At 36.2% G+C, this 25707-nt stretch carries 32 protein-coding genes and 1 pseudogene; 26 read left to right on the top strand and 7 right to left on the bottom strand.

The genetic code is table 11. The features are described from left to right. The first annotated feature begins 87 nt into the window (after nt 1-87). From rimP to dpaB, 16 genes and pseudogenes are all read left to right on the top strand, one after another. On the top strand, nt 88-558 hold the full coding sequence (gene rimP, locus ABH955_RS08040; RefSeq protein WP_002146103.1) for a ribosome maturation factor RimP: 471 nt from the start codon (nt 88-90) through the stop codon (nt 556-558). 17 nt (nt 559-575) lie between these two features. Further along, nucleotides 576-1682 carry a transcription termination factor NusA gene (nusA, locus tag ABH955_RS08035; RefSeq protein ID WP_002014554.1) on the top strand — a complete coding sequence of 369 codons (1107 nt, stop codon included), beginning with the start codon at nt 576-578 and terminating at the stop codon, nt 1680-1682. A gap of 11 nt (nt 1683-1693) precedes the next feature. Further along, nucleotides 1694-1966, top strand: a complete 273-nt coding sequence (gene rnpM / locus ABH955_RS08030) for an RNase P modulator RnpM (protein ID WP_002088161.1) — start codon at nt 1694-1696, stop codon at nt 1964-1966. After that, the gene (locus tag ABH955_RS08025) at nt 1967-2278 is read left to right on the top strand and encodes a YlxQ family RNA-binding protein (protein ID WP_001286519.1); all 312 of its coding nucleotides are present in this window, start codon (nt 1967-1969) and stop codon (nt 2276-2278) included. A gap of 4 nt (nt 2279-2282) precedes the next feature. Further along, a complete protein-coding gene (infB, locus tag ABH955_RS08020) occupies nt 2283-4349 on the top strand; it encodes a translation initiation factor IF-2 (protein WP_002014558.1) in 2067 nt (688 codons plus the stop codon). Next, entirely contained in the window at nt 4346-4627 is a 282-nt protein-coding gene (locus ABH955_RS08015; RefSeq protein ID WP_002088157.1) for a DUF503 domain-containing protein, read from the top strand. Before infB ends, ABH955_RS08015 begins: the two co-directional genes overlap by 4 nt. Nucleotides 4628-4642: 15 nt before the next feature. Continuing rightward, nucleotides 4643-4999 (top strand): 30S ribosome-binding factor RbfA, encoded by a 357-nt coding sequence (gene rbfA / locus ABH955_RS08010; protein ID WP_002146104.1) that lies wholly within the window; start codon nt 4643-4645, stop codon nt 4997-4999. A 90-nt stretch (nt 5000-5089) separates the two neighbouring features. Further along, entirely contained in the window at nt 5090-6013 is a 924-nt protein-coding gene (truB, locus tag ABH955_RS08005) for a tRNA pseudouridine(55) synthase TruB (protein ID WP_404457824.1), read from the top strand. A 43-nt stretch (nt 6014-6056) separates the two neighbouring features. Next, nucleotides 6057-7028 (top strand): bifunctional riboflavin kinase/FAD synthetase, encoded by a 972-nt coding sequence (gene ribF / locus ABH955_RS08000; protein ID WP_404457827.1) that lies wholly within the window; start codon nt 6057-6059, stop codon nt 7026-7028. 100 nt (nt 7029-7128) lie between these two features. Next, the gene (gene rpsO, locus ABH955_RS07995; RefSeq protein WP_001229392.1) at nt 7129-7398 is read left to right on the top strand and encodes a 30S ribosomal protein S15; all 270 of its coding nucleotides are present in this window, start codon (nt 7129-7131) and stop codon (nt 7396-7398) included. A gap of 161 nt (nt 7399-7559) precedes the next feature. Then, on the top strand, nt 7560-9713 hold the full coding sequence (pnp, locus tag ABH955_RS07990; RefSeq protein WP_113936805.1) for a polyribonucleotide nucleotidyltransferase: 2154 nt from the start codon (nt 7560-7562) through the stop codon (nt 9711-9713). Nucleotides 9714-9867: 154 nt separating this feature from the next. Continuing rightward, nucleotides 9868-10767, top strand: coding sequence for a polysaccharide deacetylase family protein (locus ABH955_RS07985; RefSeq protein WP_113936806.1), 900 nt, complete (start codon nt 9868-9870; stop codon nt 10765-10767). 86 nt (nt 10768-10853) lie between these two features. Continuing rightward, on the top strand, nt 10854-12095 hold the full coding sequence (locus ABH955_RS07980) for a M16 family metallopeptidase (protein ID WP_002088150.1): 1242 nt from the start codon (nt 10854-10856) through the stop codon (nt 12093-12095). A gap of 135 nt (nt 12096-12230) precedes the next feature. Next, nucleotides 12231-12479: a YlmC/YmxH family sporulation protein gene (locus ABH955_RS07975; RefSeq protein ID WP_002014571.1), complete on the top strand. Its 249-nt coding sequence runs from the start codon at nt 12231-12233 to the stop codon at nt 12477-12479. A gap of 172 nt (nt 12480-12651) precedes the next feature. Beyond that, a complete protein-coding gene (gene dpaA / locus ABH955_RS07970) occupies nt 12652-13554 on the top strand; it encodes a dipicolinic acid synthetase subunit A (protein WP_002128797.1) in 903 nt (300 codons plus the stop codon). Next, nucleotides 13551-13976, top strand: a pseudogene (dpaB, locus tag ABH955_RS07965) (dipicolinate synthase subunit B); the annotation flags it as partial. The gene dpaA and the pseudogene dpaB, both read left to right, overlap by 4 nt. A 32-nt stretch (nt 13977-14008) precedes the next feature. Here the strand turns inward: dpaB and ABH955_RS07960 are convergent. From ABH955_RS07960 to ABH955_RS07940, 5 genes are all read right to left on the bottom strand, one after another. Continuing rightward, complete coding sequence (locus ABH955_RS07960) at nt 14009-15556, bottom strand: recombinase family protein (RefSeq protein ID WP_404491026.1); 1548 nt, start codon at nt 15554-15556, stop codon at nt 14009-14011. A gap of 90 nt (nt 15557-15646) precedes the next feature. Next, nucleotides 15647-16492 carry a hypothetical protein gene (locus tag ABH955_RS07955; RefSeq protein ID WP_404457834.1) on the bottom strand — a complete coding sequence of 282 codons (846 nt, stop codon included), beginning with the start codon at nt 16490-16492 and terminating at the stop codon, nt 15647-15649. 73 nt (nt 16493-16565) lie between these two features. Next, a complete protein-coding gene (locus tag ABH955_RS07950) occupies nt 16566-17600 on the bottom strand; it encodes a hypothetical protein (protein WP_404491025.1) in 1035 nt (344 codons plus the stop codon). A gap of 42 nt (nt 17601-17642) precedes the next feature. Then, nucleotides 17643-18071, bottom strand: a complete 429-nt coding sequence (locus tag ABH955_RS07945) for an ImmA/IrrE family metallo-endopeptidase (protein ID WP_404491127.1) — start codon at nt 18069-18071, stop codon at nt 17643-17645. A gap of 15 nt (nt 18072-18086) precedes the next feature. Next, nucleotides 18087-18518: a helix-turn-helix domain-containing protein gene (locus tag ABH955_RS07940; RefSeq protein ID WP_404457840.1), complete on the bottom strand. Its 432-nt coding sequence runs from the start codon at nt 18516-18518 to the stop codon at nt 18087-18089. A gap of 156 nt (nt 18519-18674) precedes the next feature. On the opposite strand from ABH955_RS07940, the gene ABH955_RS07935 reads away from it, so the two are divergent. The 10 genes from ABH955_RS07935 (at nt 18675) to ABH955_RS07890 (ending at nt 23871) form a co-directional block, all read left to right on the top strand. Continuing rightward, nucleotides 18675-18863: a helix-turn-helix transcriptional regulator gene (locus tag ABH955_RS07935; protein ID WP_404457843.1), complete on the top strand. Its 189-nt coding sequence runs from the start codon at nt 18675-18677 to the stop codon at nt 18861-18863. Nucleotides 18864-18915: 52 nt separating this feature from the next. Beyond that, complete coding sequence (locus ABH955_RS07930) at nt 18916-19164, top strand: hypothetical protein (protein WP_088040037.1); 249 nt, start codon at nt 18916-18918, stop codon at nt 19162-19164. Nucleotides 19165-19254: 90 nt separating this feature from the next. Continuing rightward, nucleotides 19255-19842, top strand: coding sequence for a sporulation sigma factor-processing peptidase (locus ABH955_RS07925; RefSeq protein ID WP_404457846.1), 588 nt, complete (start codon nt 19255-19257; stop codon nt 19840-19842). Between the two features lie 13 nt (nt 19843-19855). Beyond that, a complete protein-coding gene (locus ABH955_RS07920; RefSeq protein ID WP_404457849.1) occupies nt 19856-20077 on the top strand; it encodes an RNA polymerase subunit sigma in 222 nt (73 codons plus the stop codon). Nucleotides 20078-20258: 181 nt separating this feature from the next. Then, nucleotides 20259-20543: a hypothetical protein gene (locus ABH955_RS07915; protein WP_098987459.1), complete on the top strand. Its 285-nt coding sequence runs from the start codon at nt 20259-20261 to the stop codon at nt 20541-20543. Nucleotides 20544-20822: 279 nt separating this feature from the next. Continuing rightward, nucleotides 20823-21761 carry a DnaD domain-containing protein gene (locus tag ABH955_RS07910; RefSeq protein ID WP_404457852.1) on the top strand — a complete coding sequence of 313 codons (939 nt, stop codon included), beginning with the start codon at nt 20823-20825 and terminating at the stop codon, nt 21759-21761. Then, the gene (dnaB, locus tag ABH955_RS07905) at nt 21758-23080 is read left to right on the top strand and encodes a replicative DNA helicase (protein ID WP_404457855.1); all 1323 of its coding nucleotides are present in this window, start codon (nt 21758-21760) and stop codon (nt 23078-23080) included. The genes ABH955_RS07910 and dnaB overlap by 4 nt, the downstream gene beginning before the upstream one ends. A 2-nt stretch (nt 23081-23082) precedes the next feature. After that, nucleotides 23083-23271: a hypothetical protein gene (locus ABH955_RS07900; protein WP_404457858.1), complete on the top strand. Its 189-nt coding sequence runs from the start codon at nt 23083-23085 to the stop codon at nt 23269-23271. Then, complete coding sequence (locus ABH955_RS07895) at nt 23246-23608, top strand: cell division protein SepF (protein ID WP_404457861.1); 363 nt, start codon at nt 23246-23248, stop codon at nt 23606-23608. The genes ABH955_RS07900 and ABH955_RS07895 overlap by 26 nt, the downstream gene beginning before the upstream one ends. Before the next feature lie 71 nt (nt 23609-23679). Continuing rightward, nucleotides 23680-23871, top strand: coding sequence for a DUF3954 domain-containing protein (locus ABH955_RS07890; protein ID WP_000512853.1), 192 nt, complete (start codon nt 23680-23682; stop codon nt 23869-23871). 376 nt (nt 23872-24247) lie between these two features. On the opposite strand, the gene fosB is transcribed toward ABH955_RS07890, so the two are convergent. Together fosB and ABH955_RS07880 are read right to left on the bottom strand one after the other, a co-directional pair. Further along, nucleotides 24248-24667 carry a FosB/FosD family fosfomycin resistance bacillithiol transferase gene (gene fosB / locus ABH955_RS07885; protein ID WP_404457863.1) on the bottom strand — a complete coding sequence of 140 codons (420 nt, stop codon included), beginning with the start codon at nt 24665-24667 and terminating at the stop codon, nt 24248-24250. Between the two features lie 197 nt (nt 24668-24864). Then, nucleotides 24865-25707: BclA C-terminal domain-containing protein (locus tag ABH955_RS07880; protein WP_404491024.1), on the bottom strand; the 843-nt coding region annotated here is incomplete at its 5' end.

The following is a 25707-nucleotide window of genomic DNA, read 5'->3' as shown; positions in this document are numbered from 1 at the left end:
AGCTAACGAGAAAGAATAAGATAGACCGTCTTTATGAACGGGATCTTTTCTTGTAAATGGTACATGGCGGCAGGAAGGAGGCTGTTTATGGATAAGAAAGTCACAGAAATTGTAGAAGCATTTGCGCAGCCAATCGTTGAAGAGTTAAATCTTGAACTTGTAGATGTAGAGTATGTGCAAGAAGGACAAGACTGGTTCTTACGCGTATTCATTGATTCTGAAAAGGGAGTCGAAATTGAAGAATGCGGTGCGGTAAGTGAACGTTTAAGCGAAGCTTTAGATAAAGAGGATCCAATTCCTCATCTTTACTTTTTGGATGTATCATCTCCTGGAGCGGAACGCCCATTAAAGAAAGAGAAAGACTTCCAGCAAGCGGTAGGAAAACAAGTGGCAATTAAAACATATAAGCCGATTGATGGTGAGAAGATGTTTGAAGGAAAGCTACTTTCCTACGACGGTACTACAATTACACTACTATTAACAATTAAAACACGTAAAAAAGAAATCCAAATTCCAATGGATAAAGTTGCAAATGCGCGACTTGCTGTTACGTTTTAGTAAGAAGGGGGATCTTCATGAGCACTGAGTTGTTAGATGCTTTGCTCGTATTAGAGTCAGAAAAAGGTATTAGCAAAGATATTATTATTGATGCGATTGAAGCAGCATTAATCTCTGCTTATAAACGCAATTTTAACCAAGCACAAAACGTTCGTGTGAGCTTTAACCCAGAAGTGGGAACAATTCAAGTTTTAGCACGTAAGGACGTTGTAGATAATGTGTTTGATCCACGTCTTGAAATCTCTGTAGAAGAGGCAAGACAAATTAATCCAAACTACCAAGATGGTGACGTACTAGAAATTGAAGTAACGCCAAAAGATTTTGGTCGTATTGCAGCACAAACTGCAAAACAAGTTGTAACACAACGAGTTCGTGAGGCGGAACGTGGTGTAATTTATTCAGAATTTAGTGATCGTGAAGAAGACATTATGGTTGGTATTGTACAGCGCCAAGATGCTCGTTTCATCTATGTAAGCTTAGGTAAAGTAGAAGCTTTATTACCTGTAAGTGAGCAAATGCCAAATGAGCAATATAAACCACATGATCGTATTCGCGTATTTATTACAAAAGTAGAAAAGACAACAAAAGGACCACAAATTTACGTATCACGTACACATCCTGGTCTTTTAAAACGTTTATTCGAAATGGAAGTTCCAGAAATTTATGATGGAACTGTAGAAATTCGCTCTGTAGCACGTGAAGCAGGCGACCGTTCTAAAATTTCTGTATATGCAGAGAATATCGATGTTGATCCAGTAGGTTCTTGTGTAGGACCGAAAGGACAACGTGTACAACGCGTTGTAGATGAACTAAAAGGTGAAAAGATTGACATCGTTCGCTGGTCGAATGACCCAGTTGAATATGTTGCAAATGCTTTAAGTCCATCACAGGTTGTTAAAGTACTTGTAGATGAAGCAGAGAAAGCAACAACTGTTGTTGTTCCAGACCACCAGCTTTCATTAGCGATTGGTAAGCGTGGACAAAATGCGCGTCTTGCAGCTAAATTAACAGGCTGGAAAATTGATATTAAAAGTGAGTCTGATGCGAAACAACTTGGTATTGTGACAGAAGAAGATAGCGTAATCGCATTCGGATTCGATTCAGCTGAAGACGAAATCGAATAGAGGTGATGAGTATGAGCAATCGAAAAGTTCCGTTACGAAAATGTATTGCGACGCAAGAGATGAAATCAAAACGAGAGCTAGTTCGCATTGTTCGTTCCAAAGAGGGCGAAGTGTCTATTGATTTATCAGGAAAAAAATCAGGACGAGGTGCATATTTATCAAAAGATAAAGAAAGCATTATTCAAGCCCAAAAGAAAAACATTTTGGAACATCATCTAAAAGCGAAAATCGACAGTTCTCTGTACGAAGAGCTTCTTGAGCTTGTTGAGAAGGAGTCGAAATAAGTGTCTGATTGGAAATCATTTTTAGGACTAGCAAACCGCGCTCGAAAAATTATTTCGGGTGAAGAACTCGTTTTAAAAGAAGTACGAAGTGGCAAAGCAAAGCTAGTATTGCTTTCTGAAGATGCGTCAGCGAACACTACAAAACGTATCATTGATAAAACCACGTACTACAACATACCAATGAGAAAAGTCGAAAATCGACAACAATTAGGGCATGCGATTGGGAGAGACGAGCGAGTCGTTGTAGCTGTTTTAGATGAAGGCTTTGCGAAAAAGCTACGTAGCATGCTCGATACAAATTACCGGGGGTGAAGGTATGAGTAAAATTCGAGTACATGAATATGCAAAAAAAAATAATATCTCAAGTAAAGATCTTATGACAAAACTAAAAGAGATGAATATCGAGGTTTCGAATCATATGACAATGTTAGAAGATGAAGTAGTAAACAAATTAGATAATCAATATAGCGCTGGAGCGGAAAAACCTTCTGTTGCAGATGAGTTTGAAGTAGAAGAGAAAGTTGTTCGCAGTAAAAAGAACAGCAATAAGAATAAGAAAAAAGGCAAAGCAAATGAAGATAAACGTCAAGATAACTTTGCTGGAAGACAACAAACACCAATAGTAGAAACACCAGATAAAATCACTTTCTCTGGAAGCCTTACAGTAGGTGACCTTGCTAAAAAGTTAAGCAAAGAGCCATCTGAAATTATTAAAAAGCTCTTCATGCTAGGAATTATGGCGACAATTAACCAAGACTTAGATAAAGATACAATTGAGTTAATTGCTACTGATTACGGTATTGAAGTAGAAGAAGAAGTAGTTGTAAGTGAAACTGAATTTGAAACATTCATCGATGAGCAAGATGATGAAGAAAACTTAAAAGAACGTCCAGCTGTTGTTACAATTATGGGACACGTTGACCATGGTAAAACAACATTGCTTGACTCTATCCGTAATTCAAAAGTAACTGCTGGCGAAGCTGGTGGAATTACTCAGCATATCGGTGCATACCAAGTTGATGTAAATGATAAGAAAATTACGTTCTTAGATACACCAGGTCACGCGGCATTTACAACAATGCGTGCTCGTGGTGCACAAGTAACAGATATTACAATTCTTGTTGTTGCAGCTGATGACGGTGTTATGCCACAAACAGTTGAAGCGATTAGCCATGCGAAAGCAGCTGGAGTACCAATTATTGTTGCTGTGAATAAAATGGATAAACCAGCGGCAAATCCTGATCGTGTAATGCAAGAATTAACAGAATATGAATTAGTTCCAGAAGCTTGGGGCGGAGACACGATTTTCGTACCAATTTCTGCGATTCAAGGCGAGGGAATTGACAACTTACTAGAAATGATCCTTCTTGTGAGTGAAGTAGAAGAATATAAAGCAAATCCAAATCGCTATGCAGCTGGTACTGTAATTGAAGCACAGCTTGATAAAGGTAAAGGAACTATCGCGACATTACTTGTTCAAAACGGTACACTTCGAGTTGGAGATCCAATTGTTGTTGGAACATCATTCGGTCGTGTTCGTGCAATGGTAAGTGATATTGGTCGTCGTGTAAAAGTTGCTGGTCCGTCAACTCCTGTTGAAATTACAGGTTTAAATGAAGTGCCACAAGCGGGAGATCGTTTCATGGCATTCGCTGATGAGAAGAAAGCTCGTCAAATCGGTGAATCACGTGCACAAGAAGCGTTAGTTGCACAACGTGGTGAGAAATCTAAATTCAGCCTGGAAGATTTATTCCAACAAATCCAAGAGGGCGATGTAAAAGAAATTAACTTAATTGTGAAAGCAGACGTACAAGGTTCTGTAGAAGCAATGGCAGCATCACTTCGTAAAATTGATGTTGAAGGCGTAAAAGTGAAAATTATCCATACAGGCGTAGGTGCGATTACAGAATCTGATATTATTTTAGCTTCTGCATCTAATGCAATTGTAATTGGATTTAACGTACGCCCAGATGTGAATGCGAAGCGTACAGCTGAATTAGAGAAAGTTGATGTTCGTTTACACCGTATTATCTATAAAGTAATCGAAGAAATTGAATCAGCAATGCAAGGTATGCTGGATCCAGAATTCGAAGAAAAAGTAATCGGTCAAGCGGAAGTTCGTCAAACATTCAAAGTAACAAAAGTTGGAACAATCGCAGGTTGTTACGTAATAGACGGTAAAATTACACGTGATAGTGGCGTTCGTATTATCCGTGATGGCGTAGTAGTCTTCGAAGGAAAACTTGATACGTTAAAACGTTTCAAAGACGACGTAAAAGAAGTTGCACAAAACTATGAGTGTGGTATTACAATTGAGAGATATAATGATCTTAAAGAAGGGGACATCATTGAAGCATACGTTATGGAAGAAGTGAAGCGATGATTATCGCTTCACTCTCATTCGAGTGTATGATTTACGATGTGCATTCTTTAAAAGAGAAACGAGCAATTTTGCAACGTGTGTTAACTCGTGTGAAACAGCGCTATAATGTAGCTGTTTCTGAAGTTGGGCATCAAGATGTATGGCAACGTACAGAAATTGCAATTGTTTCCGTATCCTCAAATCGTGTTGTCTGTGAAAAAGAAATGAATCGTGTACTTGAGTATATCGATTCATTTCCTGAAATTGAACGTACGATAACACATTTGGAATGGTATTGAATGAGGTGAAGAGTTATGAAATTACGTGCGAACCGTGTGGGCGAGCAAATGAAAAAAGAATTAGGCGACATTATCAGTCGTAAAATTAAAGACCCACGTATTGGATTTGTTACAGTAACAGATGTACAGGTAAGTGGAGATTTACAAATTGCTAAAGTATATATTTCTGTTTTAGGTGACGAAGAACAGAAAGAAAATACATTAAAAGGTTTAGCGAAGGCAAAAGGCTTTATTCGTTCAGAAATTGGCCAACGTATTCGTCTTCGTAAAACACCGGAAATTTCCTTCGAGTTTGATGAGTCTATTGGATATGGTCATCGAATTGATACACTTTTACATCAAATTAATAAAGACGGTAAACGTGAAGAATAATGGATAGACATTTGTCTATCCATTTTTTCAATGTAAAATAAGTTTTGCATAATTGCAATTACTATAAAAGAATAACGATGAGGTGAGTATATGGAAGGTGTAGTATTATTACATAAGCCAAAGGGAATGACATCACATGATTGTGTGTTCAAATTAAGAAAGATATTGCGTGAGAAACGAATTGGTCATACAGGGACACTGGATCCAGATGTAACAGGAGTATTACCTATTTGCGTTGGGCGTGCAACAAAAATTGCGCAATTTTTAACAAGTGAAACAAAAACATACGAAGGTGAAGTGACATTAGGATTTTCAACAACAACAGAAGATGCTTCTGGTGAAGTTGTGGAGAAACAAGATGTAAATCGTGTCATTACACGTAAAGAAGTAGAAGAGGTACTAGCGGAATTAACAGGGACAATTGAACAAATGCCGCCGATGTTCTCAGCTGTAAAAGTTAACGGGAAAAAACTATACGAATATGCAAGAGCAGGACAAGAAGTTGAACGTCCAGTTCGTACAATTACAATTCATGAATTTGTATTACTTGATGAACGTGAAGTTTTTGAAGGGGAAAATATTTCATTTCGTTTCCGTGTAACGTGTAGTAAAGGAACATATGTAAGAACACTAGCAGTAATGATAGGTGAAAAACTTGGATTTCCATCACATATGTCTCACCTTGTAAGAACAGCATCTGGTGAATTTTTACTAGAAGATTGCATATCATTTGAAGAAATTGAAGAAAACGTGCAAAATGGAACAGTAGAGTCTATTTTCATCTCAATTGATGAGGCGCTAAGTAAGTTTCCAAAAATGGTTGTAGATGAAAAGCAAGCTGAAAAAATAAAGAACGGTATGTTCTTAAAGAATGAATTAGAAACAACAGCACCATTTATTACAGTATTTGATAAAAATAATCGTTGCTTAGCAATTTATGAGCATCACCCAAAACACCCTGGAATGCTAAAGCCAATGAAAGTACTTGTGAATAATCAAGAACTAAAGCTATAATGAATTATTGGAAGGATTATTACAGAAAAAGGTGAATTCAAGCGTGAAACTTATTCATTTAACTCATCCACATGAACAAAATAAAATAGAATTACCACCTACTGTAATGGCATTAGGATATTTTGATGGCATTCATTTAGGACATCAACGTGTGATTCGAACAGCGAAAAAAATAGCGGATGAAAGAGGATGTAAAAGTGCTGTCATGACGTTCCATCCACACCCATCTGTTGTATTAGGAAAAAAAGAAGCGCATGTGGAGTATATTACACCGATGCGCCTTAAAGAAGAAATCATCGCAAGTTTAGGAATTGATATCTTATATGTGGTGAAATTCGATGAGCCATTTGCTGGATTATTACCACAGCAGTTTGTCGATGAGTATATTATTGGTTTAAATGTAAAGCATGTAGTAGCAGGCTTTGATTATTCATATGGACGTTTAGGAAAAGGGAAGATGGAGACTTTACCATTTCATGCAAGAGGGGAGTTTACACAGACCGTGATCGAAAAAGTTGAATATCAAGAAGAAAAAGTAAGTTCTACTTCATTACGAAAGTTAATTCGAAACGGTGAAATGGAACAAATTCCATCTATTTTAGGGAGAGCTTACACGGTAGAAGGAACAGTTGTACACGGTGATAAGCGTGGACGTCAAATTGGTTTTCCAACTGCAAATGTAGGTTTAAGTGATGAATATTTGTTGCCACCTGTAGGTGTATATGCGGTAAGGTTGAAGGTTCATGATGAATGGTATGATGGTGTGTGTAATATCGGATATAAACCAACTTTCAAAGAGAATGAGCGTCAATTATCTATTGAAGTGCATCTATTTGAATTTAATAAAGACATATACGATCAAAGTGTTACAGTGGAATGGCACATGCGTATAAGAGAAGAAAAAAAGTTTAATGGAATTGATGAGTTAGTTGCGCAAATCGCTCAAGATAAAAAGGTTGCCGAAGAATATTTTGCGAGCGTAAAGAATATACTTGCTTTTTCAAATGAAAAGTAGTATTCTATGTTATGTACTTTATGACAACCATTACTTGGCATTGCGACTCACCGATGCTTGCTAGGTAACTGGGGGTTTAATTATTAGGAGGTGAAATAGGATGGCTTTAACACAAGAGCGTAAAAACGAAATCATTGCACAATTTAGAACTCATGAGACTGATACTGGTTCTCCAGAGGTTCAAATTGCTGTCCTAACGGAGCAAATTAACACTCTAAACGAGCACTTACGTACTCACAAGAAGGATCATCATTCACGTCGTGGTCTATTAAAGATGGTTGGTAAACGTCGTAACTTACTTACTTACCTTCGTAATAGCGATATCACACGTTACCGTGAATTAATCACAAAGCTTGGCTTACGTCGATAGTCAAAGAAGCGGGAATATTCCCGCTTTTTTGTTAGGTAAAAATATATCTTCTACTCTTTATAGCTTACTTAATTTTCGGCAATACTAGAGGAAAGAATATTGTGATATACTACCCATTTACATAGAAGAATTGAATATTTTAAATTGAGAGGGGTACTTAAATGAGTCAGGAAAAGCAAGTCTTCTCGATAGATTTAGCTGGTCGTCAGCTAACAATTGAAACAAGTCAGCTTGCAAAACAAGCAAACGGAGCAGTATTAGTAAGATATGGCGACACAGCAGTTCTATCTACAGCAACTGCATCAAAAGAGCCAAAAAATGTAGATTTCTTCCCGCTTACAGTAAACTATGAAGAGCGTTTATATGCAGTTGGAAAAATCCCAGGCGGTTTTATTAAGCGCGAAGGCCGTCCAAGTGAAAAAGCAATTTTAGCAAGTCGTTTAATTGACCGTCCAATCCGTCCACTTTTCGCAGATGGTTTCCGTAATGAAGTACAAGTTGTCAGCATCGTAATGAGTGTTGATCAAGACTGTTCTTCTGAGATGGCAGCTATGCTTGGTTCTTCATTAGCATTATCTATTTCAGATATTCCATTTGAAGGTCCAATCGCAGGTGCGACAGTTGGTCGTATTAATGGCGAGTTCGTTATTAATCCAACAGTAGAACAGCAAGAACAAAGTGATATGCACCTTGTTGTAGCTGGTACGAAAGATGCAATTAACATGGTTGAAGCAGGAGCGGATCAAGTACCTGAAGAAACAATGTTAGAAGCAATTATGTTTGGACACGATGAAATTAAACGTCTAATTGCATTCCAAGAAGAGATTGTACAAGCTGTCGGTAAAGAGAAAACAGCAGTGAAACTTTATGAAGTGGATGCTGATTTGAATCAAGCTGTACGTGAAATGGCTGAGACAGATATGCATTCTGCAATTCAAGTGCACGAAAAACATGCACGTGAAGATGCAATTAGCGTAGTGAAAAAGCGTGTAATTGAGCATTACGAAGCTCAGGAAGCTGATGCTGATACATTAGGACAAGTAAGTGAGATTTTATATAAAATTGTAAAAGAAGAAGTACGTCGTCTTATTACAGTTGAAAAAATCCGCCCAGATGGTCGTAAAGGTGACGAAATTCGTCCTTTAGCATCAGAGGTTGGCATTTTATCTCGTACACATGGTTCTGGTCTATTCACACGTGGACAAACGCAAGCATTAAGTATTTGTACATTAGGTGCATTAGGCGATGTGCAAATTTTAGATGGTCTAGGTGTAGAAGAGTCAAAACGCTTTATGCACCATTATAATTTCCCTTCATTTAGTGTTGGTGAAACAAGACCAATGCGTGGACCAGGTCGTCGTGAAATTGGTCACGGTGCACTAGGAGAACGTGCTCTTGAACCTGTACTTCCATCTGAAAAGGATTTCCCATATACAGTTCGTCTTGTATCTGAAGTATTAGAATCAAATGGTTCAACTTCACAAGCGAGTATTTGCGGTAGTACATTAGCGATGATGGATGCGGGTGTACCACTTAAAGCACCAGTTGCTGGTATTGCAATGGGTCTAGTGAAATCTGGTGAGCATTACACAATTTTAACAGATATTCAAGGAATGGAAGACCATTTAGGTGATATGGACTTTAAAGTAGCAGGTACTGCAAAAGGTGTAACTGCACTACAAATGGACATTAAAATCGATGGTTTATCTCGTGAGATTTTAGAAGAAGCATTACAACAAGCGAAAGTTGGTCGTATGCACATTTTAAATCACATGTTATCTGTTATCGCGGAACCTCGCATTGAGTTATCTGCGTATGCTCCGAAGATTATTACAATGGCAATTAACCCAGATAAAATTCGTGATGTTATTGGACCAAGTGGTAAACAGATCAATAAAATCATTGAAGAAACTGGCGTTAAAATTGACATCGAGCAAGATGGTACAGTATTCATTTCATCAATTAATCAAGAGATGAATGAAAAAGCGAAGAAAATTATCGAAGATATCGTTCGCGAAGTACAAGTAGGCGAAATCTACTTAGGAAAAGTTAAACGCGTTGAAAAATTCGGTGCGTTCGTTGAATTATTTAGCGGTAAAGATGGACTTGTTCACATTTCTGAACTTGCACTTGAGCGTGTAGGTAAGGTAGAAGACGTTGTGAAAATCGGTGATGAGATTTCAGTTAAAGTTATCGAGATTGACAAACAAGGTCGTGTAAACTTATCTAGAAAAGTATTGCTAAAAGAAGAGCAAGAAAAAGAAGCAGCTAAAGAAGAAGCAGCTAAAGAAGAAAACGCACAAGAGCAACAATAAGTGAAAGCCAGTTTAGCTGGCTTTTTTTGTTATGTAAAAAATGTGATTCATTTAGATTTTTATGTGAGTATAGGTATAGTTTTCATCATAACGCTCAAATTAACAAAGATAAGAAGAAAATGGTTTCTTTTTTATAGTTAATGGGAGGGTTTATATGAAAGCTCGTATATTAGCGTACATATTTATATTTTCTTTATATATGGGTTGTGGCTCTTATTCCGTTTTTGCGCAGGATAACTTGCATGAAGAGATTCAAAAGCATGTAAAACAGTATGAGATTATGCCGCAAAATGCGATGATTGATAAGATTTGGAAGGCGACGCCTGGGTATAATGGAAAACAAGTGGATATAGAAGCGTCCTATAATAATATGAAGAAAATCAAGAAGTTTGATCAAAAACAACTTGAATTTAAGGAAGTATCACCGAGTGTTCACTTAGAAGATTTACCACCAGCTCCCATTTATCGAGGACATCCACATAAAAAGATGGTGGGATTAACAATTAATGTGGCCTGGGGTAATGAGTATTTGCCACGTATATTAGAGATATTGAAAAAACATGATGTGAAGGCGACTTTCTTTTTAGAAGGACGCTGGGTGAAAGAAAACTTACGATTTGCCAAAATGATTGTCGATGCAAATCAAGAAGTAGGAAATCATTCTTACACACACCCTAATATGAAAACGCTGTCTACAGATGAAATACGAGATCAATTACAAAAAACGAATCGAATGATAGAAGCAGCTACAAATCAGAAAGTGAGATGGTTTGCTCCGCCAAGTGGAAGCTTTCGGGATGAGGTAGTAAAAATAGCGGATGATTTCCAAATGGGGACGATTATGTGGACTGTAGATACAATTGATTGGAAGCGGCCAGAACCGGGTGTGCTATTGCAGAGAGTAATGCGAAAAATACATCCAGGTGCTATTGTGCTAATGCATCCTACTTCATCTACAACAGAAGCGCTAGATACTATGATTAAAAATTTAAAGGAACAAGGATATAAAGTGGGGAATATTACAGAATTACTAGATGAAAAACGTGTGGATTAAATACATTTGCATGACATTCATCTCTAAACTTGTTATCATTAAATAATAGCAATTATTTAGAGAAACTGGCATTAGGAGGAAAGTTTTTGATTAAAAAATATACGTGTAAAAATGGTGTAAGAATTGTTATGGAGAATATACCAACTGTACGCTCGGTTGCGATTGGTATATGGATCCACGCAGGTTCAAGAAATGAAAATGAAAAAAATAATGGGGTTTCGCACTTTTTGGAACATATGTTCTTTAAAGGGACAGAAACGCGAAGTGCAAGAGAGATTGCAGAATCATTTGATAGCATTGGTGGACAAGTAAATGCTTTTACTTCAAAAGAATATACATGTTACTATGCGAAAGTGCTAGATGAGCATGCTAAATATGCATTAGATGTTTTAGCAGATATGTTCTTTAATTCAACATTTGATGAGGAAGAACTGAAAAAAGAGAAGAATGTTGTATGTGAAGAAATAAAAATGTACGAAGATGCGCCAGATGATATTGTGCATGATATGTTAACGAAAGCGACATATGAAACGCATCCGCTTGGATATCCTATTTTAGGAACAGAAGAAACGCTTGAAACATTTACAGGTGATACGTTACGTCAATATATGAAAGATCATTACACACCTGAAAATGTTGTTGTATCAATTGCAGGGAATATTGATGAAGCATTTTTACAAACTGTAGAGCAATATTTCGGTAGTTACGAAGGGACAACAAATCGTGAACAAGTACATAGCCCAATTTTCCATTTCAATAAAGTAGCACGTAAGAAGGAAACAGAACAAGCTCATTTATGTTTAGGATATAAAGGCTTGCAAATGGGACACGAAGATATTTATAACTTAATTGTATTAAATAATGTTTTAGGCGGTAGTATGAGTAGCCGTTTATTCCAAGAAGTACGTGAGCAACGTGGGTTAGCGTACTCAGTATTTTCTTACCATTCTTCTTATGAAGATACAGGTATGTTAACACTTTACGGTGGAACAGGTAGTAAACAATTAGATACACTGTATGAAACAATGCAAGAAACGTTAAATACGTTGAAAAATACAGGTATTACAGAAAAAGAGCTTGTTAACAGTAAAGAACAATTAAAAGGAAACTTAATGTTAAGTTTAGAAAGTACGAATAGTCGTATGAGCCGTAATGGTAAAAACGAATTGCTTCTTCGTAAACATCGTTCTCTTGATGAGATTATTGAAAGTGTAAACACTGTAACAAAGCAAAATGTAGACGAGTTAATTCGCAATATGTTTACCGATGAATTCTCTGCGGCACTTATTAGTCCGGATGGAAAACTGCCAAAAGGAATGAAACTTTAATCGATCTTGTAATTCATTCGCTTTCGGCAATAACCGTATCTCTTTTATATGAGATACGGTTATTTTTTTTATATATGCAGAATAGGTACTTATTATAGGATAACCTTCATAAAAAGTAGGATAGGGGGAGATTTAATGCGTTTAAGTGAATTAAGTGGCAAAGAGATTGTGGATTTAGAAAGAGCAGAAAAAATGGGAGTTTTAGGTCATGCAGATTTAGAAATTGATGAGAGAGATGGAAAAATACAAGCGCTTATTATACCTGCTGGGAAATGGGGAGGTTTTAAAAGAGAACAGCAAGAAGTGAGAGTAGAATGGAGCAAAATAAAGAAGGTTGGAAATGATATGATACTTTGCGATCTTACGAACCATTCAAGATCATAGTGAAAGATGACCATTTTGGTTGTCTTTTTTTTATCTTTATATAAAGAAAATAAATCACGTGTGCATTTTGTTTTTCAATCACCTCAAACGCGTACATTACATATGATGTGGAGGAAAAAGAAAAAGTAGGCATTTTTCTTATAAATGAAAGAAAAAGAAGGTGAATTAGGGAATGTTGACTGAGATGCATATTGCTGTCATAGGAGGAGATGCACGGCAGCTAGAAGTAATTCGCAAGCTAGTCGAACTGGACGCGAAACTTTCATTAATAGGGTTTGAACAGTTAGATCATGGCTTCACAGGGGCAGCAAAGGAAAGTATACAAGATTTAAATTTCACTTCTTTAGATGCGATTATTTTGCCGGTTGCAGGGACGAATGCCAGAGGAGAAGTAGATACTATTTTTTCAAATGAAAAAGTTTCCATAACGAAAGAACAAATTGAAAAGACGCCAGAAAACTTCACTATATATTCAGGTATTGGTACACCTTACTTGGAAAATCTTGTAGCTACTACAAATCGCAAACTTGTAAAATTATTTGATCGTGATGATGTTGCAATCTATAACTCTATTCCGACCGTAGAAGGTACACTAATGATGGTTATTCAACATACTGATTACACAATTCATGGATCGAATGTAATGGTTTTAGGATTTGGTAGAACTGGTATGAGTGTTGCAAGAGCCTTTCAATCATTAGGAGCACATGTCAAAGTTGGAGCGAGACGTTCGGAACATATTGCTCGTATTACAGAAATGATGTTTTCTCCTTTTCATATGCAAGACATAGAGAAAGAAGTAGGTAATATCGATATTGTTATTAATACAATTCCGCATCTCGTTGTGACAGCGAATGTTATTTCAAAAATGCCAGCTCATACGCTAGTTATTGATTTAGCTTCTAAGCCAGGTGGCACGGACTTTCGCTATGCGGAGAAGCGTGGAGTGAAGGCACTATTAGCACCTGGTCTTCCTGGGATTGTTGCACCGAAAACAGCAGGACAAATATTAGCGAATGTTCTTTCTCAGTTATTAATAGCAGATGCAATCGCAAAGGAGGATGATGAGAAATGAGTTTGAAGGGAAAACGAATTGGTTTCGGATTTACAGGCTCACATTGTACGTATGAAGAAGTTATGCCACATTTAGAGAAGTTAATTGCAGAAGGTGCAGAAGTACGTCCCGTTGTTTCTTATACTGTCCAATCAACAAATACTAGATTTGGCGAAGGGGAAGAATGGATTAAAAAGATCGAAGAAATAACCGGTTTTAAGGCAATTAATTCAATCGTTGGCGCAGAGCCACTAGGACCGAAAATTCCACTAGATTGCATGGTGATTGCACCACTAACAGGGAATTCGATGAGTAAATTTGCAAATGCAATGACAGACTCTCCAGTATTAATGGCAGCAAAAGCGACGCTTAGAAATGGGAAGCCTGTCGTGTTAGCTGTTTCGACGAATGATGCTTTAGGGCTTAATGGAGTAAATCTAATTACACCAACAAGGTGACGACAAAGCATAAACGCTTATATGTCGCCATCTTGAGGGAGTTTAGGGTAAAGCACAAGTTCGAAATCATCGAGCCTTTGCCACTTTTCTTTCTTATAAACAGCCTTTTCTAAAACCGACTTTAGGAGGCTGTTTTTCTTTTTGGGGTCATCTGTTTTAAAGTACAAATCAAGAACATGCTCCACTTGAGGTATTGTATCTTTCTTTACTTTTTCCTTCTTAATTTCTGTTTTAATTTCTTTCTTTAAGTTTTCCATCGTGGAAGTAATTTCATTGATACGGTCGGAAATGACTTGCGAACGTTCTAAAAACATATCGACGGTGTAAACGCCACGCTCTAATAAATCGTGTAAATTATTTTTTTGTTTCTGGACATCCACTAATTCTTTTTCAAGCTTTCTTAATGCAGCTTCATTCATTTGAATAACTTGTGTTTCTTTTAATTTGTCACCTTGCTTATGTGCTTCAAAATCAGCTTTATAATTGATATACCATTCTTTTAATGCCTCGAGTAAACGCTTCTCGATTAATTCAGTATAGCTTGATTTGTTTTCACAGCCACGGTGTTTACAATCCATCGTTTCTTTTCGGTTCTTCGGATAACGTTGGACCATACTATAACCACATTTACTACATTTAATAATGCCAGCTAGTGGATTTTTAATTCCGTTCGTATTGTAAGGAACGTGATACCTTGAATTTAATTTTTCTTGAACTTGCTCAAATAAGCTTTCAGGTATGATAGGCTCATGTTTACCATCAGCAATAATCCAATCTGATTTATCTTGTCTTGCACAGCTACGTTTCACAGCGTCAGGACGTTTTACTTCTTTTCGTTTTTGCCACGTTACTTTTCCGATGTACACATTGTTTTTTAATATATCCAAGATGCTATAAGGATTCCATTCATTCCCTAACTTACTCTTATAGCCAAGATCGTTTAACTTGTTCCTAATTGCACTCGCACCCATATCCTCATTTGCATACCAATCAAATATCATCCTTACAACAGAAGCTTCTTCTGGATCAATCGTTAACGTACGCTCTCGCTTATTTAAACGGTGGATATCATATCCGAATGGTGCATGTGTGCCAAGGTAATTCCCAGCCTCTACACTTGCGACACGGCCGCGTTGCATACGACGTGTAATAATCTTTAACTCCTTCCGTGCCATAAACGCTTCAAATTCGCTGTATTCTTCGTCCCACTCATCATTAAGGTCATAAGTCTTCCTAGGTGTCATAATCTTCGTATTCGAGCGTTTAAACGTCTCTAAAATGATTCCTTGCTCTTTCATACCACCACGACCTAAACGGTCCATATCCATACAAAGAACAACATCATATTTATTGTCTTCAATTTCTTCAAGTAGTGCTAACATTTCAGGACGTTTCACTAAGCTCTCGCCAGAAACAATTTCCTCACGGACAGATAAAACATTTAAGTTCATTTCCTTGGCAATTTTCAGCAGGGTAGAGCGGTGTTTTGCTAAAGTTTCGCCTTCGCCGCGATCCTCAGCTTCGAGATCGGCACGGGATTTTCTTAAGTAGATTGCGGTTTTCATCGTTAGACCTCCTTGTTAATATCTAATATACGAAAAATGGGCAGATGGAAGAAGTAAAAAGAAAGCTCCTGAAAAGGAGCTATAATAAATTTATTTTGAATTTATATTTACATTGATATCTATGCGTGCATTTGTTTCGGCGTTGGTACTTTCATTACTTTGTTGATTTGAATTTACATTTAGGCTTATATTTTCTTCAATAATTTGATCGGTTGGCATATCAAATTTTTTATATTTTAAATAAACTTCAGAAGAAAAATCGCATACATAGAATGTTTCTTCTGAAGTTGCAGAAGTTTCATAAAGAACAGTTCGATCTTCATCAATAATATATGCATGGATAAGCTCGAGCTTGCTGAATTCCTCTTCATCTATAGTAGTTACGATATACTTACTCTGAGGTGTGTTTCTAGTCTTATAAAGGGATTTCATTAGAATTAGACTATATAATAAAACCAGTGGAATTATAATGAATAATGCCGACCAAGATTTATATGTTGTTACAATTAGTAATGAAGGTATGTACCAAAGTAGGCTAAGTATTACATTTACTAGGCCTATACTCTTAACAAGAGTGTATTTTTCTGTAGGAATTGTTTTTCTACTGGCATAATAAACAGTAAACATAAACATTATGGTTGAAAGGATTACAAGGATACTTATCCAACCAGTCATAGCATTAACAGTAGATTTAGATAAGGAAATAAATTGTGAAATAGTAATCAATGGATAAAGATAAAAAGCAAAAAATATTAATAAGGCCTCCATTATAAATTTAAAATCATTTTGTTTCTCTCGTTCAGCTTTACTTATAAAAAGTTTATCAAATTCATTTGTAGTCCTATATTTAAGGACAAATTGATATATAACTACAAGAAAAGTAAGGGTAGCGGCTAATCCTCCTAACCCTTTGAGTACATTGGATATATCACTCATAAAAATCATAACTCCTTTTGATAATTTAATAAAACGTTTATTGCTGTAAAGAATCAGTAATAAACGTTATACATTATTGGACAGTAACAAATTTCGTAAAGAATGCCTTACGCTTTGCCTTATCATACACGTATGGATCGTTAAACTTTTTAACCCAAGACTTGTCTTCAACTTTTAAATCTTCAATCTTAAATCCAAGATATGAATTCAAAGAATTTCTATCCAAGCTAGTACTATATGTTTTCCCATCGAATGGAAGAGTCATTTTTACCGTATTTAAATCTGGAAACTGTCTAAGTAATCTAGCTGGTTCACTTATAAACATTTTCTCAATAGCATCTCCAGTTGAAAAATATTGTTTATATTGTTCTTCTGTAACGTTGCTATCTGGTTTTGCTAATTTATAAGATGTAAATGAATCATGGAATGTAATTTCAGCTTCTTTATTATTAAGCTTCATATCCTTAATAAAATTTCCACCTCTGATATTTTGGGCATAGGAGATGAACTCTTTTTGTTTTTCTTCAGCCTTTTTTTGTTCCTCAGCTAATTTCTTCTCTTCAGCTTTTAGTTTATCCTCAGCTTCTTTTTGCTCTTTAGCCTTTTGTTTCTCTTCGTTTTTTAGCTTTTCATCAGCTTCTTTTTGTTCTTTATCTTTTTGTTTCTCTTCAGCTTTTAGTTTATCCTCAGCTTCTTTTTGCTCTTTGGCCTTTTGTTTCTCTTCGTTTTTTAGCTTTTCATCAGCTTCTTTTTGCTCTTTAGCCTTTTGTTTCTCTTCGGCTTTTAGCTTTTCATCAGCTTCTTTTTGCTCTTTATCTTTTAGTTTCTCTTCGGCTTTTAGTTTCTCTTCAGCTTCTTTTTGTTTCTCTTCGGCTTTTAGCTTTTCTTCAGCTTTTTGTTTAGCTAGAATTTCTTGTTTTTCTTGTGGTGTCATGTTCATGTTAACTACAATTAATGAAATGATAGATAAAACAAAAGCTATACCTGTAAGTTTAAAATATTTCTTAGTGGTTGGTTTCTTTTTTAAACGAAACACCAATGATGTAATTAGTAAAATGAACGTGGCTATCATTGCTATTGCAAATAAAAATGAGAAAAATATTTTCATCTATGTAACTCCTAACTTATAAAGTTGTATTTTAAATTCATATTAATAGGTTTTTAAACGAGCAAAACTTTCTGGAATTCCATAGATTTCAGCTACTTCTTGAATTGATAGATTAGTATCTTGATATTCAGAAATCATTTCATCAGGTAATAAGAGCTCGACTGCAAATGTATTTGCTTCAATTTCTAATCGATCTACAGAATACAGAGTTTTATTTCTTAAAAATGGAGTATTTGCTTTTGGGTGTAATAGGGCATGTCCAAGTTCATGAGCACACACAAAGTGTTGTGTAGTTTCGTCGATTTGATTATTAATATGAATGAATTTAAAACGTTTATATGTGTTGTAAAAACCAAGAGTATTCCCAAGGTCTTCAAACAACACTATAATATTTTTTCGTCTAGAAATTTCAAATGGATTTGTTGTTTCATGTTTTTCTACGATTTTAAGTGCGTATTCTTTAATGTCCATTTTTTGCTCCATTCATTATTCCTTATACTTGTTTGGAGTGAATTTTTGTTTTGCTAATTGTTTTGCCATGCGCATTGAGTTCTCCAGAGAAATACGAATCATTTCTTTTGTATGGTCGTCTATTGGTTCTCCATCAAACATTAACGCTTCATCACTGTTTTCTAAATCCTTTAATGTTTTTTCTAAGTCACGTGCAATATCACGACTATCTTTTTTTGTTAAGTCAGGCAGTGTATTGGATACTCTTGATTCATCTTCTCTTCCTAATAAATAATCTGTTGTTACCCCTAAAACATTAGCTAAATCTTTTAGCATTTCGTTTGAGGGAGTGCTATGACCATTCTCATAGTTACTAATGGTGCCTTTAGTTGTATTTACTTTATTGGCTAATTCTTGTTGAGTGAGTTTACGTGTTTTACGTGTTTCTTTTAATCTTTGTTTCAACATTTTTAGCACCCCCCGTTAATAAAAAAGTACAAATATATTGTACATTATATAGATGAAACATCAAAATTTGTACAAGAAAATTGTACAAATGCATTGAAGTACAAGAATCTTATACTTATAATAAAAGTACAAATAACTTATACAAGGAGCTAGACAGTGAACAAAAATATCAAGTTAATTAGATCTAGGAAAAAAAGTAAGTTAACGAAACAAGATCTTGCAGGTAGAATGCAAGTTACAAAATCTACAATAAGTAATTGGGAAAATGGCTATAGTAATCCAAATCTTGAAAAAGCTATAAGGTTGGCTGCTATTCTTGGGTGTGATGTAAAAGATTTAATTTGATGCATGTGAGTACAAGAATCTTATACTTTTTGACTAGGAAGTAGGTGAGAAAATGCCATCAACTAACATGGCAGTACCAACAGATCCGTCGCATAAACATATAAAAAGCACTTCAAGAGGTGACACCATGAGCCAACAAGAAGAATATGCGGCGACTTATGAATTTGGAAAAACGAAAGTCCATGTTGTGGCTCCTGAGCCAAAATCGCAAAAAGATATTGATAAACTCCTTCAAGCATATTACAAGGCTGGTTGGGCCATCATCAAAGAAATGCAAGTGAAAGAAAACATTGAGGAATAATTCCTCTCTTTTTACATGAAAAATAGACAAGTTACGCATGTACTACATTTATTATAACCATTTGAAAACTAAATATGGAGGCGAACAGATATGGGAACAAGCATATACTGCAATTCAGCAATAGGGGAATTATTACAGAATGCTAGAGAATGTTGTGATAATGTTCAGCTGAAAACGAAGAAAGGACTATCTAAGTATCTTGGCATTACACATGAACGCTTAACTCGTATTGAATCTGGACTTTCTAAACCAGAATTTGAGCTTGCGATGGATTGGTGTCATGCAACAGGAGCAAAATTAAATCAACAAGCAATTAAACATATTTATGGTGTTGGATTACCGCCTACAGATCCACGATTAACTCAAGATGTGAATTTACAATTGATGAATTACATTAAACAAGCTGAAGAGGGGATTTTAGCAGCGAAGGAAATCATGAACTTACAAGTTGCAACAAGGTCATGGAAGCTTGATGAAAAGAAGAAACATGAATACGCAGTTCATGCAAAAGAAATCTTCGATACAATCCAAGCTACTCAGTGTGTAGTACAAGTTCTTGAACAAGTTCATTTTGGCATTATGGAACAAATACAAAGAAGTTGGTTGCAAAAGGCTATGTCAGAGAACGTTATTATTCAATCGGTGGATAGCTTAATGGCTTTAACAAAAATGCTGTAAAGGAGGAAGAAAAATGACAGTAGATTATAAGAAACCAAGTTTAAGAGAATATAAGGAATTAATTTGCTATGATGCAAAACTAACTGGTGAAATTAAAATAGCGAAAACACTTGGTGAGGATTCAAAGTCAGTTGCGTTAAAGCAAGAGAAGAAGTTAGTGGGAATTCGAATTAAAATTATTGAAGCATCATTCATTTTAAAACATAAATGGGCAAAAGAAAAAGCTACCGCCTAGACAACAGTAGCTCTGAAAAATATCATAAAGCAATTATAGCATTATATAAATCATTTGGACAAGCCACTGTGCTTGTCGTTATGACCAAAAAGGGATTCTTCCTCCCTATACCCCTACAATGTTCCTTTCTGGTTGTAACGATGCGTACAGCATCAATTTAATTAGAAAGGAGATGTAATTCATGAATGATAAAAACAATCGTCTTCATGATCTAGTTCTTCCAGGGGATTTCTCATTCGCTAATAAACTTCATAACTGTATGGCTGCATGTATTCATAACATGTTTAATGCAGAATCAACCGAAGAATCAAATCACTGGGAAGAAGAGCTGGAGCGATGTATGAGGGAATTTAAAATGCTTCGTGATACAAAAGAAGAACATGAGGCATCAATGAGTTATCGTGTAGTGATTAAAGATTTAAGAGCAAGAGGAGTTAACGCCTCATTAGTAAGACGTAGAAAATAAAAAAATCTATCACTTAGCAGAGTGATAGATAAATGGTTTTGCAAAAGATCTTAGGATTAATTATATCAAATTAGCATTCGTATAACAACGGAGTGTGCTACATGCTTTTAAAAAAATCATTATATAGAGTGTTGTTGAATCCTAAAGTGTTTCAACAAGCAACATCAGAGCAACACCTAATTTACTTAGTAAAACAATATCTCAAAATAGGATACAAGAATTATCGCTTATTACGTGTAGAGGACGGATTCGCGATATGTAAACGGGAGGATGAATAATATGGCAGTTTATAGACCAGTACACGTTTCATTTTGGCAGGATTCATTTGTTTTAGATCTTACACCGGAGGAGAAGTATTTCTACTTATATTTGATGACAAACAGTAAGACGTCTCAATCAGGAATCTATGAGCTTCCACTTCGTATTATTGAAACTGATACAGGATACAATCGTGAAACTGTTATGAAGCTATTAGAACGTTTTGCAGAGTACGGGAAAATTAATTACAACCAAAAAACAAAAGAGTTGTTCTTAATCAACTGGTTAAAATTCAATCCGATTAAAAATGTGAACATTGAAAAGTGTGTATTAAAAGAAATTCAATCTGTGAAGGATCAGGATTTTTTAGTTGATTTCTATGAAACCTGCTTGGAATTAGAAGTGCAACAAGAATTTAAGATTCCAAGAATTAAGGAGTATTTATCAGTGCGTTTGGAGGGGCTTATAAGGGGCTTCCAAGACCCTAGCAAGGAAGAAGAAAAAGAAAAAGAACAACAACAAGAAAAACGCGTAAGCGCGGAAGAAGTTGTTGAGGTTAATCCGATTTCTTTTTACGAACAAAACTTTGGACTGATTACACCTTTTATTGCAGATGGTATTCATGCATGGATAGATGATTTAAATGCAGAGCTTGTTGTAAAAGCTATGGAAATCGCTTTAGAGAAAAATACAAGAAACATGAATTACGTAAATACAATTTTACGAGATTGGCACCTTAAGGGATTGAAAACCGTAGCGGACGTTGAAGCAGCTGATAAAGCATTTCGTAATCAACGATTAGCAAAAGGGCAACAAAATATTCAGGCTCCTTATCAACAAAAAGGCTTATCGGAATCTACTAAAAACGTAATACAGCAGCAACAATCATGGGAGAAAAACATTCCAACGGATGAAGAACTTGCAGCGCTTAATCAAAAAAGTGGGTGGATGGTTCAATGAGTAACGATATGATTCGTAACACAGAAGCTGAACAAAGTGTTTTAGGTAGCATTATCCAAGAAGGCGATTTAATTAAAGATTGCCAGCTAAAGGCAAAACAGTTTTCTTTACCAACACACCAAGTGATTTTTAAAGCGATGAGAGAGTTAGAGGATGCTGAGGTTCCAATAGACCTTGTCGCTCTCATGGGGAAATTCGATGAAAGCTTTATGAACCAAATTGGCGGAATTGGATTCTTTGTAAACTTGACAGAAGTTGTTACCACAACAAAAAACTTTTCGTATCACGAAGGTTTAGTAATTGAGGCGTGGAAGATGCGACATGCTCAAGAGGTTGCTGGCAACTTATATAATCGTCTTCAGCATGAAAGAGATATAAGTGCTATTAGTACATCGATTGATGAATTAAGTGCCATTGAGGAAACTGGTTATTCAGATGAATTTAATCTAAAGGAAACCCTAGTTGATCTGTATAAGAATATGCAAATTGATGTAGGAGATTTAACCGGTATACCAACTGGTTATGACGACTTAAACAGAATGACAGCAGGACTACAAGAAGGCGATTTAATTATTGTCGGTGCCCGTCCTTCGATGGGGAAAACAGCATTTGTATTAAACATTGCTTTCCATGCAGCGAGTGCTCATACAGCAACAGGGGTCTTTTCTCTAGAGATGGGCGAAGAACAGTTACTTAAGCGTATGATCTCAAGTACTGGAAATATAGATGCTACGAAATTAAAGAACCCTAAAAAGCTATGTAATTTAAAGGATTGGGAAAAGATTAGCCAAGCAATGGGGTTAATAAATGATTTGCCGTTAGAAATATACGATAAAGCCAATGTAACGATGCAAGAGATTTACGCAAAGACTAGGAAACTAAAGCGCAAATACCCAGACAAAAAGGTGCTAGTCGCAATTGATTACCTGCAGCTTATTGTAGGTGATCCAAAGCACAAAGGAAATCGCATGCAAGAGATTGGTGAGATTAGCCGTAAGCTAAAACTTATGGCAAGAGAGCTAAATGTATGTGTGGTTGCACTATCACAATTAAGTCGTGCTGTTGAGAGTAGACAAGATAAAAGGCCGTTACTTTCGGACCTACGTGAAAATGGTCAAATTGAGCAAGATGCGGACTTGATCGCATTCTTATATCGCGAAGATTATTATGACCGTGAAACAGAAAATAAAAACATAACGGAAATCATTTTAGCGAAACAGAGAAATGGCCCAGTTGGTGTTGTTGAACTAGCATTCATTAAAGAATTTAGTAAGTTTGTAAATTTAGAGCGTAAGTTCAATCATCAACAGGAGGCCTGATCATGTTGTTACGGCAAGAATTGGAACATAGAAAATTAGCAATTATCCGTAAATTATCAGTGATGGGATTATCGGAAATTAACGGACAAGCATTAGATCAACTAACATTAACGCAGCTAGAGGGAATATTACTCGCAAGCTTGCAAGTATTGGAGGGAACCAATGATGCCAAAGCAACTAACAATCTTTGACGTGGAACAAGTTGTATCATTTGATCCTAAGAAAGCTCACATTTACCGTTTGAATTCAAAACTACGGTATGCAGATGTAGTTGTTCAAATACCACGTCAAGCAAAAGCAATCGATGAATTAAAACCAACGATAGCGCCTGATGAGCGTTATGAGTTATTTGAAGATTACGCGATGGGGATTTGGCGTTATAAGCGAGCGGAGGATAAAGAATTTGTATATGAAGAAGCTGAAGATATGTGTAAACGGGCAAGGGATAACAAAGAGTCGATTCCGATACGGCTTCATTTATCACTTGAACAATCATTTGTTCCAGAAAATGTTGTGCGATATTTGTAGACAAACAAAAAAGCCGAGATTGCTCCCGACTTACTTCGACAAAGTAATTATAACATATGGGAGTGATCTTGGTGGGAATCAGAAAAGAAAATCTTGTAGAAATGACAGCTGAAATAGATTTGAAAATAAACGGAATATATGTTGTTAAAAATGGTCAAGTCCAACTAATAGAACCACCTCAAGGTGGATTTGGTGAACAATCATTTGTATATCAAAGCGGAAAAGTAATTCGGATGGAAGAACGGAAAACACAGTTGTTATAATCAAATTTGAATTTTGTTAAGAAATATGACTTCAAGCAACGATAATTAAATGGGAAAAAGAGCATCATAACTGAAATGAAAAAGCCCTGCACACAGGGCATCTAAAAAGATACCTTAGCAATAACGACGACTAGGGGGATGTATTAACTAAGGTATCTGGATGGATGGTTACATACTAAGTATGCAATCAAGAGCATTGTTGAATGTATTGGGTTATTCAACAAGTTCAGAATAACATGAAATTTCCGCTAATTCATCCGGTAAATTTGTCCAAAAAAGATGCTTCTATAAAAGTTTTTCACCTAAGAAATGGATTCATAGATCTTAACAAAAGCGTTATTTGATAAAAAATAATAAGAAAGCCTTAGCTTTCTTATTATATGTAAAAGGTCATATGTTTTTTATCCTCTGTATAGTACTCTAAGCGGTTTTGCAAAGTACCAGTGTGGAATTCAAACTTATGGCCATCCGGGTCTGTAAAGTAAAGAGATCTTTGGTCCCTCTCGTCTCTTTCTCGACCAGGTAAAATATTAACTTCATTTTGAATTAATATTTCTTTTAAATGATCTAATTCTTCATTTGTTACAGTAAAGGCTATATGTGTATAAGATTGCTTAATTTCATTTCTTGGTATATCTTCTTCAACATTTAAAGCAATCCATAATCCATTTAAATCAAAATACGCTAATTTTCTACCTGTTACTAATAATTTTGCTTGAAGTATTTTTTGATAGAATTTAATAGATTTTTCCAAGTTTGAAACAGAAAAACAAATATGATTAATACCTTGTAGCATACGAAGCGCCCCCTATAATTAAACGATTTTTAATATTTTTATATAAAGATTATATAAGTTTAAGAGCGATTTATAAAGAATTACTACAAAATAGTTATTTTAATTAAAAGAGCAGCTAGCAAAAGCTAACTGCTTGTTAAAAAAAGAATCCACTCTAGGTTATTTACTGCTAGAGTTTCAAGAAATAAATGATTAAATTAATTTAATTTTTCAATTACAATCGAAGCATTTATATTTGTTTGTGTTCCACCTGCTAAAGTCTGCAAAGTAACTGCAGCAGCGGAAGTATGATTATTAAGGGTAAGAATATCATCTGCGGCTAAAGTGAGAACTGTTTGCCCATTGTTTTGTTGAGTTCCTGCACCTGATCCATAAACGGAGTTGGTAACGGGAGCCCCGTTTAAAAAGAGTGCAAATTGATTAGGCTCAACTCCTGATACAGAAAAAGAAATTTTATAATCTCCAGCATTAATAACTGTCATCTGAGAAGTTCCAAGAGTATGAGTAAAACCGGATGTGATTGTGCCGTGTGAATTAAAAAGAACAGGTGCTTCTAAGGCAACAACTTGAGCTGCTGTATTGAAAACATAAGCATACTGAGATAAGCCAGATGTTGTAAGTCCAGAAGGCCCGGTTGGCCCAGAAGGTCCTGTCGCTCCAGTTATTCCGGTCGGCCCCGTAGGTCCTGGAGGTCCACCAGAAGGTCCTGTTGCTCCGGTTATTCCGGTCGGCCCCGTAGGTCCTGGAGGTCCACCAGAAGGTCCTGTTGCTCCGGTTATTCCGGTTTGCCCCGTAGGTCCTGGGGGTCCACCAGAAGGTCCTGTTGCTCCGGTTATTCCGGTCGGCCCCGTAGGTCCTGGAGGTCCACCAGAAGGTCCTGTCACTCCAGTTATTCCGGTCGGCCCCGTAGGTCCTGGGGGTCCACCAGAAGGTCCTGTCACTCCAGTTATTCCGGTCGGCCCCGTAGGTCCTGGAGGTCCACCAGAAGGTCCTGTTGCTCCGGTTATTCCGGTTTGCCCCGTAGGTCCTGGGGGTCCACC

It is taken from the genome of Bacillus sp. RC240, assembly GCF_044907945.1.
Lineage (GTDB): Bacteria > Bacillota > Bacilli > Bacillales > Bacillaceae_G > Bacillus_A > Bacillus_A mycoides.
The sequence above is the reverse complement of the archived record's forward strand: the minus strand, read 5'-3'. Positions and strand labels throughout refer to the sequence as shown.

What these genes read in the sequence shown, in the direction of transcription:
- rimP (WP_002146103.1), top strand. Translation starts at nt 88, where the DNA reads ATGGATAAGAAAGTCACAGAAATTGTAGAAGCATTTGCGCAGCCAATC.
- nusA (WP_002014554.1), top strand. Translation starts at nt 576, where the DNA reads ATGAGCACTGAGTTGTTAGATGCTTTGCTCGTATTAGAGTCAGAAAAA.
- rnpM (WP_002088161.1), top strand. Translation starts at nt 1,694, where the DNA reads ATGAGCAATCGAAAAGTTCCGTTACGAAAATGTATTGCGACGCAAGAG.
- infB (WP_002014558.1), top strand. Translation starts at nt 2,283, where the DNA reads ATGAGTAAAATTCGAGTACATGAATATGCAAAAAAAAATAATATCTCA.
- ABH955_RS08015 (WP_002088157.1), top strand. Translation starts at nt 4,346, where the DNA reads ATGATTATCGCTTCACTCTCATTCGAGTGTATGATTTACGATGTGCAT.
- rbfA (WP_002146104.1), top strand. Translation starts at nt 4,643, where the DNA reads ATGAAATTACGTGCGAACCGTGTGGGCGAGCAAATGAAAAAAGAATTA.
- truB (WP_404457824.1), top strand. Translation starts at nt 5,090, where the DNA reads ATGGAAGGTGTAGTATTATTACATAAGCCAAAGGGAATGACATCACAT.
- rpsO (WP_001229392.1), top strand. Translation starts at nt 7,129, where the DNA reads ATGGCTTTAACACAAGAGCGTAAAAACGAAATCATTGCACAATTTAGA.
- pnp (WP_113936805.1), top strand. Translation starts at nt 7,560, where the DNA reads ATGAGTCAGGAAAAGCAAGTCTTCTCGATAGATTTAGCTGGTCGTCAG.
- ABH955_RS07985 (WP_113936806.1), top strand. Translation starts at nt 9,868, where the DNA reads ATGAAAGCTCGTATATTAGCGTACATATTTATATTTTCTTTATATATG.
- ABH955_RS07975 (WP_002014571.1), top strand. Translation starts at nt 12,231, where the DNA reads ATGCGTTTAAGTGAATTAAGTGGCAAAGAGATTGTGGATTTAGAAAGA.
- dpaA (WP_002128797.1), top strand. Translation starts at nt 12,652, where the DNA reads ATGTTGACTGAGATGCATATTGCTGTCATAGGAGGAGATGCACGGCAG.
- ABH955_RS07960 (WP_404491026.1), bottom strand. Translation starts at nt 15,556, where the DNA reads ATGAAAACCGCAATCTACTTAAGAAAATCCCGTGCCGATCTCGAAGCT.
- ABH955_RS07955 (WP_404457834.1), bottom strand. Translation starts at nt 16,492, where the DNA reads ATGAGTGATATATCCAATGTACTCAAAGGGTTAGGAGGATTAGCCGCT.
- ABH955_RS07950 (WP_404491025.1), bottom strand. Translation starts at nt 17,600, where the DNA reads ATGAAAATATTTTTCTCATTTTTATTTGCAATAGCAATGATAGCCACG.
- ABH955_RS07945 (WP_404491127.1), bottom strand. Translation starts at nt 18,071, where the DNA reads ATGGACATTAAAGAATACGCACTTAAAATCGTAGAAAAACATGAAACA.
- ABH955_RS07940 (WP_404457840.1), bottom strand. Translation starts at nt 18,518, where the DNA reads ATGTTGAAACAAAGATTAAAAGAAACACGTAAAACACGTAAACTCACT.
- ABH955_RS07930 (WP_088040037.1), top strand. Translation starts at nt 18,916, where the DNA reads ATGCCATCAACTAACATGGCAGTACCAACAGATCCGTCGCATAAACAT.
- ABH955_RS07925 (WP_404457846.1), top strand. Translation starts at nt 19,255, where the DNA reads ATGGGAACAAGCATATACTGCAATTCAGCAATAGGGGAATTATTACAG.
- ABH955_RS07920 (WP_404457849.1), top strand. Translation starts at nt 19,856, where the DNA reads ATGACAGTAGATTATAAGAAACCAAGTTTAAGAGAATATAAGGAATTA.
- ABH955_RS07915 (WP_098987459.1), top strand. Translation starts at nt 20,259, where the DNA reads ATGAATGATAAAAACAATCGTCTTCATGATCTAGTTCTTCCAGGGGAT.
- ABH955_RS07910 (WP_404457852.1), top strand. Translation starts at nt 20,823, where the DNA reads ATGGCAGTTTATAGACCAGTACACGTTTCATTTTGGCAGGATTCATTT.
- dnaB (WP_404457855.1), top strand. Translation starts at nt 21,758, where the DNA reads ATGAGTAACGATATGATTCGTAACACAGAAGCTGAACAAAGTGTTTTA.
- ABH955_RS07900 (WP_404457858.1), top strand. Translation starts at nt 23,083, where the DNA reads ATGTTGTTACGGCAAGAATTGGAACATAGAAAATTAGCAATTATCCGT.
- ABH955_RS07895 (WP_404457861.1), top strand. Translation starts at nt 23,246, where the DNA reads ATGCCAAAGCAACTAACAATCTTTGACGTGGAACAAGTTGTATCATTT.
- fosB (WP_404457863.1), bottom strand. Translation starts at nt 24,667, where the DNA reads ATGCTACAAGGTATTAATCATATTTGTTTTTCTGTTTCAAACTTGGAA.